Here is a 16,079-nt window from a genome sequence, read left to right as displayed (position 1 = left end):
CGAGGTCGCGCTGGCGCGGCGGGATTCCCCCGCCCGGGGTGGCCGGCATCTGGGCTTCGCGAAGGCCCTCGTGTGCGAGATGCCGCACACGCTGGCGGCGCTGGAGCGCGGGGCGTTGTCGGAGTGGCGGGCGACGCTGATCGTCCGCGAGAGCGCGTGCCTGGACGTCGAGGATCGGCGCGCGTTGGACGCGGAGTTGTGCGCCGACCCGGCAAGTCTGAGCGGCATGGGCGATGCGCGGGTGGCCGCGGCCGCGAAGGCGATCGCCTACCGGTTGGATCCCCACGCCGTCGTCGAGCGCGCGGCCAGGGCGGAGCAGGAACGCACGGTCACCATCCGTCCCGCACCCGACACGATGACCTACCTCACCGCCTTACTGCCGGTGGCTCAAGGGGTTTCGGTGTACGCCGCGCTGCGCCGGGAAGCGGATACGCGCGGGGATGGGCGTTCACGCGGTCAGGTCATGGCGGACACGCTGGTCGAACGGGTCACCGGCCGCAGCGCCGCGGTCCCCAGCCCGATCGCGGTCAACCTGGTGCTGTCCGACCAGACGCTGCTCGGCGGCGACCACGCGCCGGCCGACATCGCCGGCTACGGCCCCATCCCCGCCGCGGTCGCGCGCGCGATGGTCGGCAGCGCCGTCGCCGACCGACGCTCGCGGGCGACCCTGCGCCGGCTTTATGCGCATCCCCGGACCGGGGCGCTGGTGGCCATGGAGTCGCGATCGCGCATCTTTCCGCGTGGGCTGGCCGCATTCATCGGGCTGCGCGATCAACGCTGCCGCACGCCCTACTGCGACGCGCCGGTCCGGCACCGCGACCACGCACAGCCGTGGGCCGACGGTGGCGCGACCACCGCGGACAACGGTCTGGGCCTGTGCGAGAACTGCAATTACGTCAAGGAAAGCGCGGGGTGGCGGGTCACGACGACGGTCGACGAAAACCGCACCCACACAGCGCTATTCACGACACCAACGGGCAAGAGCTACCGGTCGGCCGCTCCGCCGCGCGCCCCGACGATCACTGTCAGCGAGCTGGAAATCCGGGTGGGGGTGTCGCTCGCGCGACATGCGGCCTAGGGGGCCGTCAAGCCTGGCCGGTGAGGCGCTCGACGTCGATGACCTCGCCACGATTGATGCTGACCCAGTCGCGGCCATCGAGGTAGGGGCGCAGCGTGCGGCCGATCAGCTCGGAATCGGCGGGCGACTTGGGCCGCTGCAGCTCGTACACGTGGGGCAGCTCCGCCATGCCGGTGACGACGTTCCACAGCGTCAGGGCCTTGGGCCCGGTCGGCGGGTCCACTAAGACCGGGCCAAACAGGCACTGACCCAACAGAAACAGGGTCGGCACCCCATAGCCGCCGGCGTCGATGACCCGTTGGTGCTCACGGCGGATCTCGTCGTGGGTCGTCGGATCGTCCAGCGCCGCGTCGAAAACCGCTGCCTCGACGCCGATGTCGCTCAGCAGGCGGCGGGCGACCGCCGGGTCGTGCGGCTTGCCGCCCAGCGTGTGCAGTTCATGCCCGATCGCTGCGTACCACCGATCGAGCAGCGACATGTCCGTGCGGCGCAGCAGCGCGCCGATGCGCATCAGCGACCAGCCATAGGACCACTCCCGCTCCCACGGGTGCTTCTGGCCCTCCGACCGGTTGACCTCCTCGAGGCTGAAGAATCGCCAGTCGACCGTGATGCCGAGTTGCTGGCGAACCTCGCGGATCCACAACGACGTCTGGTAGGCGAACGGGCACATCGGGTCGAAGTGAAAATCCACCACAACGCTCATTTCGGACCCCGCGTTCCGCCGCTCAGTAGTGATAGGTGTCCGACGGCGCGGGCGAATGGTCCCGTTCCTCGTCGTCGAAGTCCGACGATTCTATGTCGTAGGCGCGGGCCAACTCGAGGATCTTCGTGGCCCGCGCGATCCGGGGCAGGTCCGAGCCGTTGCGGATCTCTCCCCCGTCACGCTCAAACTCGGCGAAAAACTCTTTGGCCCAGGATATTTCGTCTTGCGATGGCGACAGGCCCTCGTTCACCACGGCGCACTGGTCCGGGGTCAGGCAGATCTTGCCGGTCATCCCGAATTCGACCGAGACCGCCGTGGCCTCGATCAGTTTCAGCGCGTTGGAGCCGATCGTGGGCCCGTCGATGGCGCTGGGCAGGCTGGCCGCCTTGGCGGCGATCGTGAAGCGCGACCGGGCGTAGGCCAGCGTGCCCGGGTCCTCGCCGAACCCGGTATCGCGGCGGAAGTCCCCGATGCCGAAGGCGAGCCGGAATGTGCCCTTCGCCGCGGCGATCTCGGTGATGCGCTCGAGGCCGCGGGCCGTTTCGACCAGCGCGACGATCGGCACGTTGGGCAGCCGTTGCGCGGTCTCGGTGACGTGGTCCACCGACTCGACCATCGCCAGCATCACCCCGCCGACCGGCGTGCCGGCCAGGGCGGCGAGGTCGTCCGCCCACCACGGGGTGCCGAAGCCGTTGACGCGGACCCAGTCGGTGTTGCCGGCGCCCAGCCAACTCACCACGTTGTCCCGGGCCGTGTGCTTGTCCTTGGGCGCGACGGCGTCCTCGATGTCGAATACGACGATGTCGGCCCGGGAGTGCACCGCGGACTGGAACCGGTCGGCGTGCGCACCATTGACCAGTAGCCAACTCCGCGCCAGAACGGGATCGATGCGATACCCGATGACGTCGTCGGGATCCGTCGCGCTGGTGTTGACCTGGTCGTACATTCGTCTCTCACGGTTGTCGCTGTCGGGCTGGTGCCTTAACCGTAGCGATGCCCCGAAGCAGGCGGTTCGGCGTGCCCCCTGGACACGAAAACGACTAGGCCGCCCGGGCGGATCGAGACCTCGCCCGGGCGGCCTGGCGTTTGATCTTCGGCTAGTTGATCCCGACGACCTCCTGCGCGATCGCGGCGACGCGCGTCTGCGCGGCCGACACGACCCGCTGGCGGTTCTTGTTCGCCTCTTCGTAGGCGATGATCGCCCGCACGTCGCTCGGGTTGGCCAGTTCCTTCACCTCGGCCACGGCCTCGCTGACGTTCAGCTCGTCGTAGTTGGCGATGGGCAGCTCGTCGGCGTCCAGCACTCCGACGGCGGCGCGGGCCGCGTGCAGCGCGTCGGCGGTCTGCCGGGCACCTTCGTTGCGGGTGACCTTTTCGGCCGCCTCGAGAGCGGCGTTGCGCGACGCGGCGAGCGCCCGGGTGGCCACGTCACCGGCGTGGGTGCTGCGGCTCACCAGCTCGTTGAACGTCGGCCGGGCGGAGCGCAGCGCGTCCGCGGCCCGGTCGACCCCCCGGACCGACCATTCGACCGGCAGGTTCACCAGTTTCACCGCGGTGCCGGCCGCCGCCTGCAGTGGCGTGCGACGCAGCGCCGCCGGGCCGCCGAGCGCGTCCTCGGCCAGCACGGTCGTCAGCCAATCGACGGTCGCCGAGTGAGCGGTGATCAGCCGGTTGGCCAGGCTCTCGACGTCGGGAAGTTCGGCGGCGACGGCCAGGGCCTTGAGGTAGCGGGCCCGGTCGAGCAGCTGGTCTTCCAGCGCGAGGTCACCGAGCAGTGCCTCGTCGAACGGTTGCGCCTGTTCCGTCAGGGCCTTGACCGCCGCGGCGGCGCGACCCAGGAAGGGGCCGACGATGTCCGGGACACCGCCGAGGCCGCGGATCGCCTTCTCGATCGCCTCGGAGCGATCGCGCGCATTCGACGCGTTCTGCGTCAGCTCACGCTGGACGGCCTCGGTGCGCGCCTGCGCGATGCGGGTCTCGGCCACCTGGATCTCGGTATTGGTCAGCTGGTGAAGCGCGCGCAACTGCGCCAGCACCGTCGTCTTGTCCGATGAAGTCATCGAAGAATTCGCCTCCTGCGTTGATTGTTTGGATCGGCACGAAAGCGCCTCTCTCACGGCTACCCGTTCGCCCGCCCGTAGATAACATCGCTGCCCGCCCTGTGACGCAGATCGCTTTCACTGGGCCGCGGAACGCAAATGACGTTGGCGGACAACGATAATGCGCCCGGCGCCGCAGGCAAGAACCGAGTTGTGCCCCAAACAAAGTCCCGGCCCGCGCGGGCACCCCGGCCCGTCGTTTAGGCGTCTGCGCAGGGGGTATGCCTCGGCAAGCCGCACACAGCCCGCAGTGCGTGCTTTCCCCGAAAACTGGAGGTATCGGCGATGGCCGACATGATTGTCCAATCGCCCGACGAAGTCGTCGCATTTTTGAAAGCACAGCACAACCTCATCGAGGACATGTTCGACGAGGTGCTGCACGCGACGGACCCCGAGGCGCGCGAAAAGCCGTTCGCAACGCTGCGCCAGCTGCTGGCCGTGCACGAGACGGCCGAAGAAATGGTGGTGCACCCCCGCGTGCGCCGCGAGGCCGACGCCGGCGACGCGATCGTCGACGCCCGGCTCAACGAGGAGCATGAGGCCAAGGAGCTGCTGTCGAGCATCGAAAAGCTCGACATCACCTCGCAGGAGTTCATCGACGAGGTCGCCAAACTGCGGCAAGCCGTGCTCGACCACGCCCACCAGGAGGAGAGCGAGGAGTTCCCGATCCTGCAGCGGGAGGTCGACGACGCCGACCTCAAGCGAATGGGCGCGGCGGTGCGGGCGGCTCAGGCCATCGCGCCCACGCACCCACATCCCGGCGTGGAATCGGCGAAGTTGAACTTCGCCCTCGGACCGTTCGCGTCGATGCTCGACCGCGCCCGCGACCTCATCGGGCAGGCGCTCGGCTCGTAACGCTTCCGTAGGCTTGTCGAGGTGAGTGTCGCCCCGGATAAGACCGTTGTGCTGCAAGACCGCTTCTTCCGGGCAGTGCCGGAAATGGCGGTCCGCTGGCGCGCGGAAGCGCCGGCGGACTTGCGGCTGCTCGCCCTCAACGAGCAACTCGCGGCCGAACTCGGGCTGGACGCCGGCTGGCTGCGCGGCCCCGACGGGCTGCGCTTTCTGGTGGGCGACTTGGTCCCCGACACCGCCGTACCGGTGGCGCAGGCCTACGCCGGGCATCAGTTCGGCGGCTTCGTGCCCCGGTTGGGCGACGGCCGCGCGTTGCTGCTCGGCGAGCTCGTCGGCGACGACGGGGGCCTGCGCGACATCCACCTGAAAGGCTCCGGGCCGACGCCGTTCGCGCGCGGCGGCGACGGGCTGGCCGCGGTGGGGCCGATGCTGCGCGAGTACATCGTCAGCGAGGCCATGCATGCGCTCGGCGTGCCGACGACCCGGTCATTGGCCGTCGTGGGTAACGGCCGGCCGGTGTTGCGCGAGGCGGAACTGCCGGGGGCCGTGCTGGCCCGCGTGGCCAGCAGCCACCTGCGGGTGGGCAGCTTCCAGTTCGCCGCGTCCACCGGCGACGTCGGCCTGCTGCGGCGGTTGGCGGACCACGCGATCGCGCGCCATCACCCCGCCGCCGCGGACGCCGAACGCCCCTACCTCGCGTTGTTCGAGGGGGTGGTGGCCGTCCAGGCGGCGCTGGTGGCGCGGTGGATGCTGATCGGGTTCATCCACGGGGTGATGAACACGGACAACGTGACGATCTCCGGCGAGACGATCGACTACGGACCGTGCGCCTTCATGGAGGCCTACGACCCCGAGACCGTCTTCAGTTCGATCGACTTCTGGGGCCGCTACGCGTACGGCAACCAGCCCGTCGTCGCCGGCTGGAACCTGGCGCGTTTCGCCGAGACGCTGCTTCCGCTGCTGTCCGACGACGTCGAGGAGGCGGTCGCGCTCGCGGAGCGATCGTTCGGGGTCTTCCAGCGCGAGTACGACGCGGTGTGGTCGTCCGGTATGCGCGCCAAACTGGGGCTGTCCGCGGACGTCGACGCCCAAAGCGTCAAGGCGCTCAGCGACGAGTTGCTCGCCCTGCTGAAGGACAGCCACGTCGACTACACCTCGTTCTTCCGCGGCCTGAGCCGAGCGGCGCGAGGCGACGCCGAACCCGCGCGCGGGCTGTTCGTCGACCTCGCCGGCTTCGACGCGTGGCTGTCGCGCTGGCGCGCGCTGCGCCCCGACGCCGACGTGATGGACCGGGCCAACCCCGTCTACATCCCGCGCAACCACCTGGTCGAGGAGGCCCTGGCGGCGGCCACGGCGGGCGATCTCGGCCCGCTTGAACAGCTCCTCGCCGCGGTGACCTCGCCCTATGACGAACGGCCGGGCCTGGAACGCTACGCCGACCCGGCCCCGGAGGACTTCGGCAACTACCAAACGTTCTGCGGCACTTAGCGTTACGTTAGCTTCGCGGACTCGGTGCGAAACTCGTCGAGGCGGCGCAGCGTCTCATCCCGCGGCTCCGTCGGCAGTTCCACCAACAGATGTTCCACCCCGAGGGCGAGGTAGCCCTGCAACTGTTGGGCCGTCGGCGCGCCACCATGGAAGCTGATCACCGGCACGTCGGGGCCGGCCACATCGCGCAGCTGCTCGAGTTGGGGAGCCAGCACCTTCGCCGAGGGCGTCATCGACAACCAGCCGGCATGCAACCGGGCGATGCGCGGGAAAGCCGCGGGGCCGCCGCCGAAATACATTGGCGGATAGGGTTTCTGCACCGGCTTGGGCCAGCTGTAGATGGGGTCGAAGTTCACGAACTCGCCGTGGAATTCGGCTTCTTCGCGCGTCCAGATCTGAACCATCGCGTCCAGCCGCTCGTCGGCCACCCGACCGCGGACCCTGGGGTCGACACCGTGGTTGGCGATCTCTTCGCGCAGCCAGCCCACCCCCACGCCGAACCGAAATCGCCCCTGCGACAGCAGGTCCAGCGACGCCACTTCCTTCGCCAAGTGGATGGGGTCGCGCTGCGGGACCAGCGCGATCCCGGTGCCCAGGACGAGCCGTTCGGTGACGGCGGCGGCGGCCGTCAGCGCGACGAACGGATCCAGGGTGCGGTAGTACTTCGGCGGGATCGGACCGCCCGCCGGATAGGGGGTTACGTCGCCGGCCGGAATGTGGGTGTGCTCAGCGAGAAACAGCGACTCGAAACCACGCTGCTCGAGCGCCCGCCCCAGGTCCGCCGGGCCGATGCCCTCGTCGGTTACAAACGTCAGTACGCCCAGGCCCATGGTGCTCAGTCAACCGCATCCGCCGTGTCCCGGCCACCGCTTCGCCGCGGTCGGGCCGCGCCCCAGAGCCCGACGCCGATGCCGACGACGGCGCCGCCCAGGCCGATGATCCGCTGCGACGGCTTCAGCTCGTTGTGGACGCTGATGCCGCCGAGCAGGTCGGCCGCGTCGGCGCCGCCCGACGCCAGGAACCAGCCGCGGGTGTTCTTGCCGCGCAACGCCGACGCCGCGAGCATCCCCCCGATCAACGCGTCGCGATATCCCATCGAGCGCAACAACAGTCGCGCCGTCGGGGTCGGCTCCCCCGGGTCGCCCCAGAATCGGTTCGCGGTCAGGGGGTCGACGAGAAACCAGACGCCGGAGGTGAGTCGGATGGTGCCCGCCAGTAGTGCCGCTCGGTCGATTGACATGCTCGGCAGCCTAGGAGCTCACCGCGCTCTCGCGCACGGCTTCACCCCAACAACCGGTCACGGGGCGGGGCACGCATGCGCGATCGGTATGGACGCCGGCCACAGGGCGGTGGTCAGGCCGAAGGCCACGGCATCGGCTGCCACCGGGAACACGGCTGCCACCCGCTCCTGAATTCGCGCGGCCTCTTCCGCGTGGAAAACCGTCCACACGAACCCGATGCACAAATAGGGAATCGCCAGCCACAGCGCCGACTCGACCAGGGCCCCGACCCTGACCCGGTATCGCATGGCGCGCCGAAGTAGGTCCACGACCGCGGCTCAGTCCAGTGCCGGATCGGGCAGGCCGCACAGCTTGCACAGGGTGGCGAGTCCCTCCGGCGTGCCGGGCCAGTGCTTGGCCAGCGGACCCGGTCCGGCCGTGCGGCTGATCCAGCGCAGCACCAGGCCGACGACGATCACGTCGTCGGCGAACCCGATCACCGGAATCGCGTCGGGTATCAAGTCGATGGGCGACACCACGAAGGCGATCAGCGCGACCAACGCGACCCGGATCCGCCGCGGCAGCTCCGGATCGGCGGCGAGGCGTTTCAGCAGCCGCAGCACGTCGGGAAGCAGGCGCACCAGGTCCTGCATGCTGGCCGTGGGCCTCATCAGCCATAACGTCGCGGCGAGGATCAGCCAGATCACGGCGAACGCGCTGACGATCCCGATCGGGATCATCCACCAGTCGGACCACATCCCGTCCATCTTGGCGGTCGGCACCGAAGCATGCCAGGGCCGGCGGGGTTTCTCCCTAGGCGGCGGGCGGCGCGGGCCACGGAAACTCGGGGCCGACCCAGGTGTTCGACGAAGGCGGCGGCGGCTCCGTCGTCGGTTCGCCGATGTGCTGGGGGCAGTAGACGCTGACCGCGCTGGTCGTGAACTTGGTCGCGTCCGAGACCGTGAAACCCGCATTCTCCGACGACACGCTCTGGATGACGTCGGCTTCGGAGTGGCCCTGGTCCATCAGTTGGCAGGCCTTCTTGCCGACCCGGATGGCGACAGCGGCGTTCTTGTAGGGAACGCCGGACCGGTCGAGCGCCGCCAGGAAGTCCGCGTCCGGGTTCCCGGACGGATCGGCGTGTGCGGGCGTGGCCGCGCCAATGATGGCGGCGAAGCTCGCGAGCACGAGAAACATCCGCACCGCTCCATCCTGGTACAGATCGTGTGCGCTGTCCTGTCGGCCGATGTCGCGGCGATTCGGTGGGAGACTGCGCGAACTCGGCTTAGTGTGGGAGCCGGACGAAAGACGAGTGCCAATGAACATCGACGACGAGTCCGTCACGACGCTGGAAGACCTCCGGGGCGACCTGGCGCAGCGGTACAAGCGCACCCCGAGCGGCGGAAGCGCGGTCGACGGCGCGATCGTCGAGGCCGACATGGCGGCCCTCGACCGCGACGGCTACGTCATCTGGGAGGGCCTGCTCACCCCCGAGGAGTGCGACCAGATCCGTGAGGTCGTGCGCCCGTGGCTCGGCCACACCGGCCGGAACTCGTTCGAGGGTCTGCGCACGCAGCGCATCTACAGCCTGTTGAGCAGGACGCGGGTGTGCGACGGGATCGTCGACAATCCCCGGGTGCTGGCGGTGCTCGATCGGCTGCTGATGCCCAACTACCTGCTCTCGGCGCTGCAGGCCATCAACATCCAGCCCGGCGAGGCCGCGCAGCTGGCCCACCATGACGACGGGTTCTACCCGGTTCCCCGCCCGCGAGACCCGTTGGCGGCGGCCACGATCTGGGCCATCGACGACTTCACCGCCGACAACGGCGCCACCGTCCTCTACCCCGGCAGCCACCGTTGGGGCAAGCGCCGCCCCGGCCCGGGCGATCAGGCCATGCCCGTCGTCATGCCGGCCGGCTCGTGCGTTTTCTTCGTGGGCACCCTGTGGCACGGTGGGGGCGCCAACAGCACCGACCGCGACCGCCTCGCGATCACCGCGCAGTACTGCCAGCCCTGGCTGCGGCCGATGGAAGCCTTCACGCTGTCGATTGCGCGCGACACCGCCCGCGCCGTCTCCGACGACATCCGCCGGATGCTCGGCTACAGCATCCACCCGCCGTTCGTCGGCGCGGTGGACGGTCTGCACCCGCTGCGGCTGTTGGAGACCACGCAGGATTCGTAGGCGCTAGTTCGGTTTGCCGCCGACGGCCACGAGGCCGGCCGCGTCGGCGGCCACGGCCTGTCGCTGGTTGCCCACCTCGATCGCCTGACTGCGGCTCAGCGCGACGGCGGCGGCCGCCATCGCGGCGACGGCGACGGCCAACTCCAGGGTCGTCGAGCCCCGCACCGCCAGGTGTTCGCCGAGCACCGCGACGCCCAGCGCGACCGCGACGACCGGCTCCCCGACCAACATGATCGGCACCGACGCCTGCAACGCCCCGGCGTGAAACGCCGAGTTCTGCACCAGCGTCGCCGCCACGGCCAGGGCGACAAGCAGGTACGGGGCGGGCACGGTCAGGACCGCGTGCCAACCGCCGACGGCATACCGGTGCGTGCAGATCTTCGTCAGCACGGCGATCATGCCGAGCAGGACCGCCACGGCGACGCCCAGCAGCATCGCCCGCGCACGACCGCCGGCGCGGCGGGCCGCGGCGACGCACCCGATCAGCAACGGCACCGATACCACCAACGCCAGCGTCCACGCGGGTACGGGAGGGCGGTGATGGCCCTCGCGGGGCTGGCCGACGAGCACGAACACCGCCAACGCCGCCGTCAACAGCGTGGCCCAGCCCCACTGGGAGGCGCTGATGCGCTGGTGGCAAAGCCTGGCGCTCAGCGGCAACGCGAACAGTAGCGAGGACACGAGCAGCGGCTGGATCAGCAGCAGCGACCCGTGCGCCAGCGCCACGGCCTGGAACACGTAACCGGCCACGGCGGCGATGGTGCCCGCCCACCACACGGGTCGGCGGGCCAGCGTCGTCACCATCGTTCCCGACATGCCCTCGCCGGCGGGGACCTCCTGAGCGGCTCGCTGCCGAACGACGATCCCGACCGCCGCCCACAGGGCGGACAGCAGCGCCGACACGATTGCGACCGCGTGCGATGCCACCCACCCCATGCCCGTCCGGGTACCCGGGGCTCCCGTGCGGACAACATCGCCGGCGTCGGGCTGGCTTGTGACGCACCGCACATTTATGCTGATCATGTATCGCAGGTCACAACTCGTAGGAGCGTGCATGGCCGCACCCCACGGATCGGGCAAACGCGTCGTTGTCGTGCCGCGTTCCGGCGGAGCGATCAACTCGCACCGGATGCTGCTGGCCGTGGCGGTGGTCATCGCCTTCATCGCCGCCGTCACGGGCATCGTCGTGGCCGCGTCGACGGGGCACACCACCGCCGCGCTCGCCATCGCCATCGTGGCCGGCGGGTGGTTTTCCGCCGCCCTCTGCTAGACCCCGCAGCCGCCCGATCGCGCGGGGCTCAGTCGTCGGGCGTGGCAGCGGGGCGGATGTGCGTCCACGGCTGCCGGGGCCGATCCTGCAGACAGTCGCGCTGCCAATTCCACTGCGGGTGCGTGCCGAGAAAGTCCCCGACGACGAACTCGACACCGTCGGCACGACCGAACCTTGCCCATAGGCTCATCGACTCGACATCGGCGGACGTGACGACCTTCCCGTCCACGGATCCGTGGGGACTGAACGCGGTGACGTCGTTGAACTGACAGGGATCGGCGTCGTAATGCGCGCAGATCGTCCGCGCCGACGGCTGGTCGCGGCCCAGGTACGGGTCGAACGTGTCAGCGAGCATCCGCCGGGCGGAATCGGTGTCGATGTGGCCGTCGTGCTCGGCGAGCAGTTGTTGCCAACGGACCTCCCGCGCTCCATTGGGCGACCGGACGTCGTCGAACCCCGTCGGCCCACACTCCAGGTTGCGGATCCTGGGATCCCTCGGGGCATTGTCGCCCCAGAAGTAGCCGTCGGTCTTCCGGGAAAGGCTCTGATACAGCAAACCCTGCTCGTGGCAAGCGATTTCGCCGGTCTTGATGTCCCCGATCAACCATGAGCAGGCGTAGCCGCCGTTGTTGTCGGTGTTGAGGATCTCGACCCAGTCGTCGATATCGCGGGCGTACTGAGCGGCCCTGCGGGCGCGAACGAACTCCGGTACCCGATTCTCGTCATAGCCCTTGGACCCGTCGTAGCCGCTGATGGTCGTCTCGCTGATGGCCAGGCCCGCGCCGGTGAGCCAGAAGTCGGTCATGCTGGCGATCCAGCCGGGTGTGGTCTGCATGACCATCCGATGGCCCTCGTCGGGCGTGACGTCCAAGATGACGTTTTCGAACTGGCCCTGCCAGAAGTCCGTGAAGCTGGTGTGCGCCATCACGATCGAGCCGTCCGCGGTCGCGTCGCCGGTCGCGACGAAGGCGCTGCAGTGGCTGCCTTGGCTGGCCGGCGACGCCAACGCGGCATACCGCCCGGCGTGTTTCGGCCACCAATAGCCGGTGAGTTCCATCCAGTCGTTCATGCCGAGCACGTCCTGAAACGTCGCCGGCGCTCCCGCGGCGGTCAGTCCCGCGGCGACGCCTTCCATCTCCTCGCGCAGCTCGTCAGGGACCTTGTCGGCATGCAGTTCGTTGGCCCTGTCGACGAAGAAGCCGTAGTCCATGCCGATCTTCTGGTAGGTCATCTGCTCGTAGGCGCGGACCGCCGCCGCATACTCGTCGGCGACGAGGTAGCCGTACTGGAACCCCCGCGCCATCGGCGGCCCCTTGACCGCGACGTGGATCCATCCGTCGACGTCGCGCCGCGACGCCTGGTCGAGCCACGCTCGTTGTTCGGGGCCGAGCTCGGCCCTCGACGACGGCTGGAGGTCCGGATTCCGTGCTGCACGCGCGCGCTCGTGTTTCCCGTTCATCGACTCTCTCACTGGGCTCGTCTGACAGAGCCAGGCTTACCCACCGGAGCCCGAGATTCACAGGCCGGACGGAATTGAGCCGATCGGCACAGCCCACCGCGCGCCGGTCAGCTGGCGACGGCGCCCGGGCAGTACTTGATTCGGCCCAGGTCGACCCACATGTTGGCACGCTTGGCGGCCTGATCCGGATTCAAACCGGTCACACCCTGGTTGTTCGCCTGTTGCATCGCGCCGACGATCTGCGCGCGCGACCAGCCCTCCGCCATGGCCCTGCACATGGTCTGTTCGGTTTGCATCTCGTAGAAGGGCCAGTCCGGCGGGAACCCGATCGGGTCGGCGTGGGCGGCCGCGAGCGTGGGCGGGACCAAGGCGGAAGCAGCAAACGCGATCACAAACGACAGGGCAAAAAGCAGCCTTCTCGTGACCGACAGGGGTGAAAGCGACTGGTGCACGGATACCTCTCCTCGATTCGGCGCCTCGACGACCTGGAGGGGTCCACCATCGACGGCCCCCGACCGTCAATGTTAGGGCCTTGGCCACCCCCGCTGTCCCGAGAACCGGGAGTCCACGTGCGACTTCGGCCGAACGCGCCTATAACCGCCCGGTGGGCACGAGCGTCTGTCATCCTGAGCGCCGGTGGGCCGCGGTCCTCGAGTGCCCCGGCGTGGACCCGAATTAAGGAGAACGAAAGGTGAGAGCGCTTGTCGCGGGCGCCGCCGGGTTCTTGGGGCTTCACCTCTGCGATCGGCTTCGCCGCGACGGCTTCGAGGTCGTCGGGCTGGACAACCTCTGTACGGGTAGGCGCGAGAACATCGCGCGCCTCGAGAGGGACCCCGGCTTTCGTTTCGTCGAACACGACGTCACTCGACCGGTGGGCGCGGCCGTGGCGGGGCCGCTGGACGTCATCTTCAATCTGGCCTGCCCCGGGGCGCCGCGCGCCTACCAGCGGGACCCCCTGTTCACACTCGACACGAACTACGTCGGCTGCAGGAACTTGCTGGACTTGGCACGCGATACGAAGGCGACCATCCTGCAGGCGTCCACCAGCGAGGTCTACGGCGATCCGACGGTCCATCCGCAGGCCGAGAGCTACTGGGGCAACGTCAACTGTTTCGGTCCCCGCGCCTGCTACGAGGAAGGCAAGCGAGTCGCCGAGACGCTGATGCTCGAGTACGCGCGGCGCTACGGCGTGCCGGTCAAAATCGTCCGCATCTTCAACACCTACGGTCCCGGCATGGACCCGGAGGACGGCCGGATCATCCCCACGTTCATCGCCCAGGCGCTGCGGGGGGAACCCATCACCGTCTTCGGGGACGGCAGTCAGACCCGATCCTTCTGTTACGTCGACGACCTCATCGACGGGCTGGTGCGGATGGCGGCGAGCGAGGCCTCGTTCACGGGACCGGTCAATCTCGGGGCCTCGGCCGAAGTCACCGTGCTCGAAACCGCGGGCACCATCAAAGAATTGACCCGCTCGAGCTCGGCGATCGTCTTCGCCCCGCTGCCGCCCGACGACCCGAGGCGGCGCAGGCCCGACATCGGCCTCGCCGAGTCCGGGCTCGGCTGGCACCCCCTTGTCCCCTTCGCGGACGGGGCCGCGCGGACGATCGAATATTTCCGCGGCGTCATCGGATCCCGGTTTCCGAAGGGGGCACAGTGATCGTCGACGCCTTATCGCGAGTTAGGTTGCGGCGATGAGGTTTGCGCTGGCGACCCTGGGAACAAGGGGCGATGTCGAGCCGTGCGCCGCCATCGCTCGGGAGCTGCAGCGCCGAGGCCACGATGTGCGCATGGCGGTCCCGCCCAATTATGTCGGCTTCATCGAGGCGGCGGGCCTGACCGCGATCCCCCACGGCCGGGACCAGGTTCAGCAGAACGCGGAAATCGCCCGCAAGTACGGGGCGACGCCGAACCCCGCCGTCATGGCGTGGGAGATAGTCCGGGATATCACCGAGCTCTGGCCGGCGCTGGGGTAGCGCGCTGACGTCGCTGGCCGATGGGGCCGACCTGATCCTGACGGATGCCAGCGAGCAAGGGCTGGCCGCGAATGTCGCCGAGTATTACGGCATTTCGCAGGCCGCGGTGCACATCTACCCGATCGCACCCGAGGACGCGCAGTCGTCCCTCACGCAAGACGCCGAAATCGCCCAGCGCCGTACGCTCGGCCTGGCGGTCGAGCCGGGACCCTCGGCGCCGCAACCGCTCGAGATCCAGGCCTACGACGAACTCTTCTTCCCGGGGCTGGCGGCCGAATGGGAGAAATGCGGTGTCCGAAGGCCTTTCGTCGGCGGGCTGACGCTGGAGTTGCCGACCCAGGTGGACGAGGAGGTCGCGTCGTGGATCGCCGCCGGGCCGCCGCCGATCTACTTCGGCTTCGGCAGCAGCGCGCGGGTCGCGTCTCCCGCCGACGTGATCGCGATGAGCGCGGCGTGCGCGGAACTCGGTGAGCGGGCGCTGATTTGCAGCGGCGTCAGCGACCTCACCGACCTCCCGCAATTCGAGCACGTCAAGGTCGTCGACTCGGTCAACCATGCCGCCGTGTTTCCCGCCTGCCGGGCGGTCGTCCACCACGGCGGTCCCGGCACCACGTTCGCGGGAATCCGGGCCGGGGTCCCCACGTTGGCGCTGGCCGTCTCCGTCGATCAGCCGATGTGGGCCGGGGCGGTCAACGAACTGGGCGTCGGCATCGGCCGGCGATTCGTCGAATGCACCCCGGATTCCCTGCTCGCGGACCTGCGAACGATCCTGACTCCCCCCTACGTCGCTCGAACCCGTGAGGTCGCTGCTTTGATGGCCACCCCGGCGCAAAGCGCTGCTCTCGCCGCCGATCTGCTGGAAGACGCGGTCCGTCGCAACGCCGGTTAACCGGCCGATCGCCGGATCTGTTCGGCCGAGACGTCCCGATACGACGGCAGCGCGAAGTCGGGCAGGGCGCAGATGTCGGCGGAGTCCCGGACCCGCTCCTGCCAGTAACGTTGATCCGCGGCCGACGTGCCGGCATAGAGCTTCATGTACGTCGCCGCGAAGGGGAACAGGACGCCGTTGCCGACGGCCTGCCAGACCGCCGCCGACACTCCCGGGGTTTCCACACCGCGGTAATCGTCCAACGCGATCACGCCCCGCTCGCCCGTGTGGGTGGCGGCGAGGTTGATGTCCTTGGCGACGCACTCGTAGCTGTGACATCCGTCGACGTGGGCGAAACGGAGCACCTTGTCGCCGAGGTCGAGGTCCGCGGATTCGCGGACCTCGAGGGTCGGCCGGCGGGTGTGGAAACGGTCCCAGTTGGCCAGGAACTGCTGCTGGTCCAGGCCCGAGTACTGCTGGCGGGGGATCGGCGACATGTGGGTGTGATCGAACACGGCATCGAACAGATCGCAGATCACCAGTTCCTCGTCGTCGCGCAGCCCGTAACCCATCAAGATGGCGGACTTGCCCTGATACGTGCCGATCTCCAGCATGTCGCCCGTGATCCGCTCGGCCGTCTGGCACGCGAGGATCTTGCTGAAGAGCGCGACGTCGGCCTCGAAGAACCAGCCGTCGACGTTGTCCATCTGCTCGGCGTAGAGGGTCCAGGCGGCGTCGGTCATCGCGCACTCCTGCGCATGAACCCCTCCAGGCGGTCGCGAGACCGCCGCGATCTTCGCGGCGGGCAGGCAGAGTCGGGTCGTTTGACGCCGGCACCATCAGATGTCGGCTGCAGGTTGCAGGCTATCAATTCTCCGCGTGCC

The 16,079-nt window shown here is 69.0% G+C and carries 18 protein-coding genes and 1 pseudogene; 7 read left to right on the top strand and 12 right to left on the bottom strand.

Translation table 11 applies throughout. The features are described from left to right. Positions 1 to 1,078 (top strand): HNH endonuclease (locus HMPREF0591_RS09925; RefSeq protein WP_007168369.1); only part of this gene is annotated, 1,078 nt, incomplete at its 5' end. A gap of 7 nt (positions 1,079 to 1,085) precedes the next feature. Here HMPREF0591_RS09925 and HMPREF0591_RS09920 read toward each other — a convergent pair. From HMPREF0591_RS09920 to HMPREF0591_RS09910, 3 genes are all read right to left on the bottom strand, one after another. Next, positions 1,086 to 1,781: a mycothiol-dependent nitroreductase Rv2466c family protein gene (locus HMPREF0591_RS09920; protein ID WP_007168368.1), complete on the bottom strand. Its 696-nt coding sequence runs from the start codon at positions 1,779 to 1,781 to the stop codon at positions 1,086 to 1,088. Between the two features lie 22 nt (positions 1,782 to 1,803). Further along, positions 1,804 to 2,727, bottom strand: coding sequence for an HpcH/HpaI aldolase/citrate lyase family protein (locus tag HMPREF0591_RS09915; protein WP_007168367.1), 924 nt, complete (start codon positions 2,725 to 2,727; stop codon positions 1,804 to 1,806). A gap of 151 nt (positions 2,728 to 2,878) precedes the next feature. Then, positions 2,879 to 3,841 carry a hypothetical protein gene (locus HMPREF0591_RS09910; RefSeq protein WP_007168366.1) on the bottom strand — a complete coding sequence of 321 codons (963 nt, stop codon included), beginning with the start codon at positions 3,839 to 3,841 and terminating at the stop codon, positions 2,879 to 2,881. A 324-nt stretch (positions 3,842 to 4,165) separates the two neighbouring features. Here HMPREF0591_RS09910 and HMPREF0591_RS09905 point away from each other — a divergent pair, with 324 nt between their 5' ends. Beyond that, positions 4,166 to 4,735: a hemerythrin domain-containing protein gene (locus HMPREF0591_RS09905; RefSeq protein WP_007168365.1), complete on the top strand. Its 570-nt coding sequence runs from the start codon at positions 4,166 to 4,168 to the stop codon at positions 4,733 to 4,735. A 21-nt stretch (positions 4,736 to 4,756) separates the two neighbouring features. Further along, complete coding sequence (locus HMPREF0591_RS09900; protein ID WP_007168364.1) at positions 4,757 to 6,220, top strand: protein adenylyltransferase SelO; 1,464 nt, start codon at positions 4,757 to 4,759, stop codon at positions 6,218 to 6,220. 2 nt (positions 6,221 to 6,222) lie between these two features. Here the strand turns inward: HMPREF0591_RS09900 and HMPREF0591_RS09895 are convergent, their stop codons facing one another. The 5 genes from HMPREF0591_RS09895 to HMPREF0591_RS09875 are packed head-to-tail and all read right to left on the bottom strand — an operon-like array spanning position 6,223 to position 8,637. Then, the gene (locus HMPREF0591_RS09895) at positions 6,223 to 7,050 is read right to left on the bottom strand and encodes an LLM class F420-dependent oxidoreductase (protein WP_007168363.1); all 828 of its coding nucleotides are present in this window, start codon (positions 7,048 to 7,050) and stop codon (positions 6,223 to 6,225) included. Positions 7,051 to 7,055: 5 nt separating this feature from the next. Next, positions 7,056 to 7,460, bottom strand: a complete 405-nt coding sequence (locus HMPREF0591_RS09890; protein ID WP_007168362.1) for a DUF4267 domain-containing protein — start codon at positions 7,458 to 7,460, stop codon at positions 7,056 to 7,058. A gap of 57 nt (positions 7,461 to 7,517) precedes the next feature. Next, a complete protein-coding gene (locus tag HMPREF0591_RS09885) occupies positions 7,518 to 7,748 on the bottom strand; it encodes a hypothetical protein (RefSeq protein ID WP_050789994.1) in 231 nt (76 codons plus the stop codon). A 30-nt stretch (positions 7,749 to 7,778) separates the two neighbouring features. Then, on the bottom strand, positions 7,779 to 8,222 hold the full coding sequence (locus HMPREF0591_RS09880) for a YkvA family protein (protein WP_244268808.1): 444 nt from the start codon (positions 8,220 to 8,222) through the stop codon (positions 7,779 to 7,781). Between the two features lie 31 nt (positions 8,223 to 8,253). Continuing rightward, positions 8,254 to 8,637 (bottom strand): DUF732 domain-containing protein, encoded by a 384-nt coding sequence (locus HMPREF0591_RS09875; RefSeq protein ID WP_050789993.1) that lies wholly within the window; start codon positions 8,635 to 8,637, stop codon positions 8,254 to 8,256. Positions 8,638 to 8,758: 121 nt separating this feature from the next. Here HMPREF0591_RS09875 and HMPREF0591_RS09870 point away from each other — a divergent pair, with 121 nt between their 5' ends. Next, entirely contained in the window at positions 8,759 to 9,622 is an 864-nt protein-coding gene (locus HMPREF0591_RS09870) for a phytanoyl-CoA dioxygenase family protein (protein ID WP_007168358.1), read from the top strand. 3 nt (positions 9,623 to 9,625) lie between these two features. On the opposite strand, the gene HMPREF0591_RS09865 is transcribed toward HMPREF0591_RS09870, so the two are convergent. Then, a complete protein-coding gene (locus HMPREF0591_RS09865) occupies positions 9,626 to 10,558 on the bottom strand; it encodes a DMT family transporter (RefSeq protein WP_007168357.1) in 933 nt (310 codons plus the stop codon). Positions 10,559 to 10,676: 118 nt separating this feature from the next. Here HMPREF0591_RS09865 and HMPREF0591_RS09860 point away from each other — a divergent pair, with 118 nt between their 5' ends. Further along, positions 10,677 to 10,892 carry a hypothetical protein gene (locus HMPREF0591_RS09860; RefSeq protein ID WP_040621534.1) on the top strand — a complete coding sequence of 72 codons (216 nt, stop codon included), beginning with the start codon at positions 10,677 to 10,679 and terminating at the stop codon, positions 10,890 to 10,892. A gap of 28 nt (positions 10,893 to 10,920) precedes the next feature. Here the strand turns inward: HMPREF0591_RS09860 and HMPREF0591_RS09855 are convergent, their stop codons facing one another. Beyond that, complete coding sequence (locus HMPREF0591_RS09855; protein WP_007168355.1) at positions 10,921 to 12,351, bottom strand: C45 family autoproteolytic acyltransferase/hydrolase; 1,431 nt, start codon at positions 12,349 to 12,351, stop codon at positions 10,921 to 10,923. Positions 12,352 to 12,458: 107 nt separating this feature from the next. After that, positions 12,459 to 12,803: a hypothetical protein gene (locus HMPREF0591_RS09850; protein ID WP_007168354.1), complete on the bottom strand. Its 345-nt coding sequence runs from the start codon at positions 12,801 to 12,803 to the stop codon at positions 12,459 to 12,461. Between the two features lie 239 nt (positions 12,804 to 13,042). Here HMPREF0591_RS09850 and HMPREF0591_RS09845 point away from each other — a divergent pair, with 239 nt between their 5' ends. Together HMPREF0591_RS09845 and HMPREF0591_RS09840 are read left to right on the top strand one after the other, a co-directional pair. Next, entirely contained in the window at positions 13,043 to 14,011 is a 969-nt protein-coding gene (locus HMPREF0591_RS09845) for an NAD-dependent epimerase/dehydratase family protein (RefSeq protein WP_007168353.1), read from the top strand. A gap of 34 nt (positions 14,012 to 14,045) precedes the next feature. Next, positions 14,046 to 15,216 (top strand): annotated as a pseudogene (locus HMPREF0591_RS09840) (glycosyltransferase). Here the strand turns inward: HMPREF0591_RS09840 and HMPREF0591_RS09835 are convergent. After that, positions 15,213 to 15,938: a class I SAM-dependent methyltransferase gene (locus HMPREF0591_RS09835; RefSeq protein ID WP_007168349.1), complete on the bottom strand. Its 726-nt coding sequence runs from the start codon at positions 15,936 to 15,938 to the stop codon at positions 15,213 to 15,215. The pseudogene HMPREF0591_RS09840 and the gene HMPREF0591_RS09835 overlap by 4 nt on opposite strands. Positions 15,939 to 16,079: the final 141 nt, after the last annotated feature.

Source organism: Mycobacterium parascrofulaceum ATCC BAA-614 (assembly GCF_000164135.1).
Classification (GTDB): Bacteria; Actinomycetota; Actinomycetes; order Mycobacteriales; family Mycobacteriaceae; genus Mycobacterium; species Mycobacterium parascrofulaceum.
Note: the sequence above shows the minus strand (reverse complement) of the source record. Positions and strands in the feature narration are given on the sequence as shown.

What these genes read in the sequence shown, in the direction of transcription:
- HMPREF0591_RS09855 (WP_007168355.1), bottom strand. Translation starts at nt 12,351, where the DNA reads ATGAACGGGAAACACGAGCGCGCGCGTGCAGCACGGAATCCGGACCTC.
- HMPREF0591_RS09920 (WP_007168368.1), bottom strand. Translation starts at nt 1,781, where the DNA reads ATGAGCGTTGTGGTGGATTTTCACTTCGACCCGATGTGCCCGTTCGCC.
- HMPREF0591_RS09865 (WP_007168357.1), bottom strand. Translation starts at nt 10,558, where the DNA reads ATGGGGTGGGTGGCATCGCACGCGGTCGCAATCGTGTCGGCGCTGCTG.
- HMPREF0591_RS09870 (WP_007168358.1), top strand. Translation starts at nt 8,759, where the DNA reads ATGAACATCGACGACGAGTCCGTCACGACGCTGGAAGACCTCCGGGGC.
- HMPREF0591_RS09885 (WP_050789994.1), bottom strand. Translation starts at nt 7,748, where the DNA reads ATGCGATACCGGGTCAGGGTCGGGGCCCTGGTCGAGTCGGCGCTGTGG.
- HMPREF0591_RS09910 (WP_007168366.1), bottom strand. Translation starts at nt 3,841, where the DNA reads ATGACTTCATCGGACAAGACGACGGTGCTGGCGCAGTTGCGCGCGCTT.
- HMPREF0591_RS09915 (WP_007168367.1), bottom strand. Translation starts at nt 2,727, where the DNA reads ATGTACGACCAGGTCAACACCAGCGCGACGGATCCCGACGACGTCATC.
- HMPREF0591_RS09835 (WP_007168349.1), bottom strand. Translation starts at nt 15,938, where the DNA reads ATGACCGACGCCGCCTGGACCCTCTACGCCGAGCAGATGGACAACGTC.
- HMPREF0591_RS09890 (WP_007168362.1), bottom strand. Translation starts at nt 7,460, where the DNA reads ATGTCAATCGACCGAGCGGCACTACTGGCGGGCACCATCCGACTCACC.
- HMPREF0591_RS09905 (WP_007168365.1), top strand. Translation starts at nt 4,166, where the DNA reads ATGGCCGACATGATTGTCCAATCGCCCGACGAAGTCGTCGCATTTTTG.
- HMPREF0591_RS09895 (WP_007168363.1), bottom strand. Translation starts at nt 7,050, where the DNA reads ATGGGCCTGGGCGTACTGACGTTTGTAACCGACGAGGGCATCGGCCCG.
- HMPREF0591_RS09875 (WP_050789993.1), bottom strand. Translation starts at nt 8,637, where the DNA reads ATGTTTCTCGTGCTCGCGAGCTTCGCCGCCATCATTGGCGCGGCCACG.
- HMPREF0591_RS09860 (WP_040621534.1), top strand. Translation starts at nt 10,677, where the DNA reads ATGGCCGCACCCCACGGATCGGGCAAACGCGTCGTTGTCGTGCCGCGT.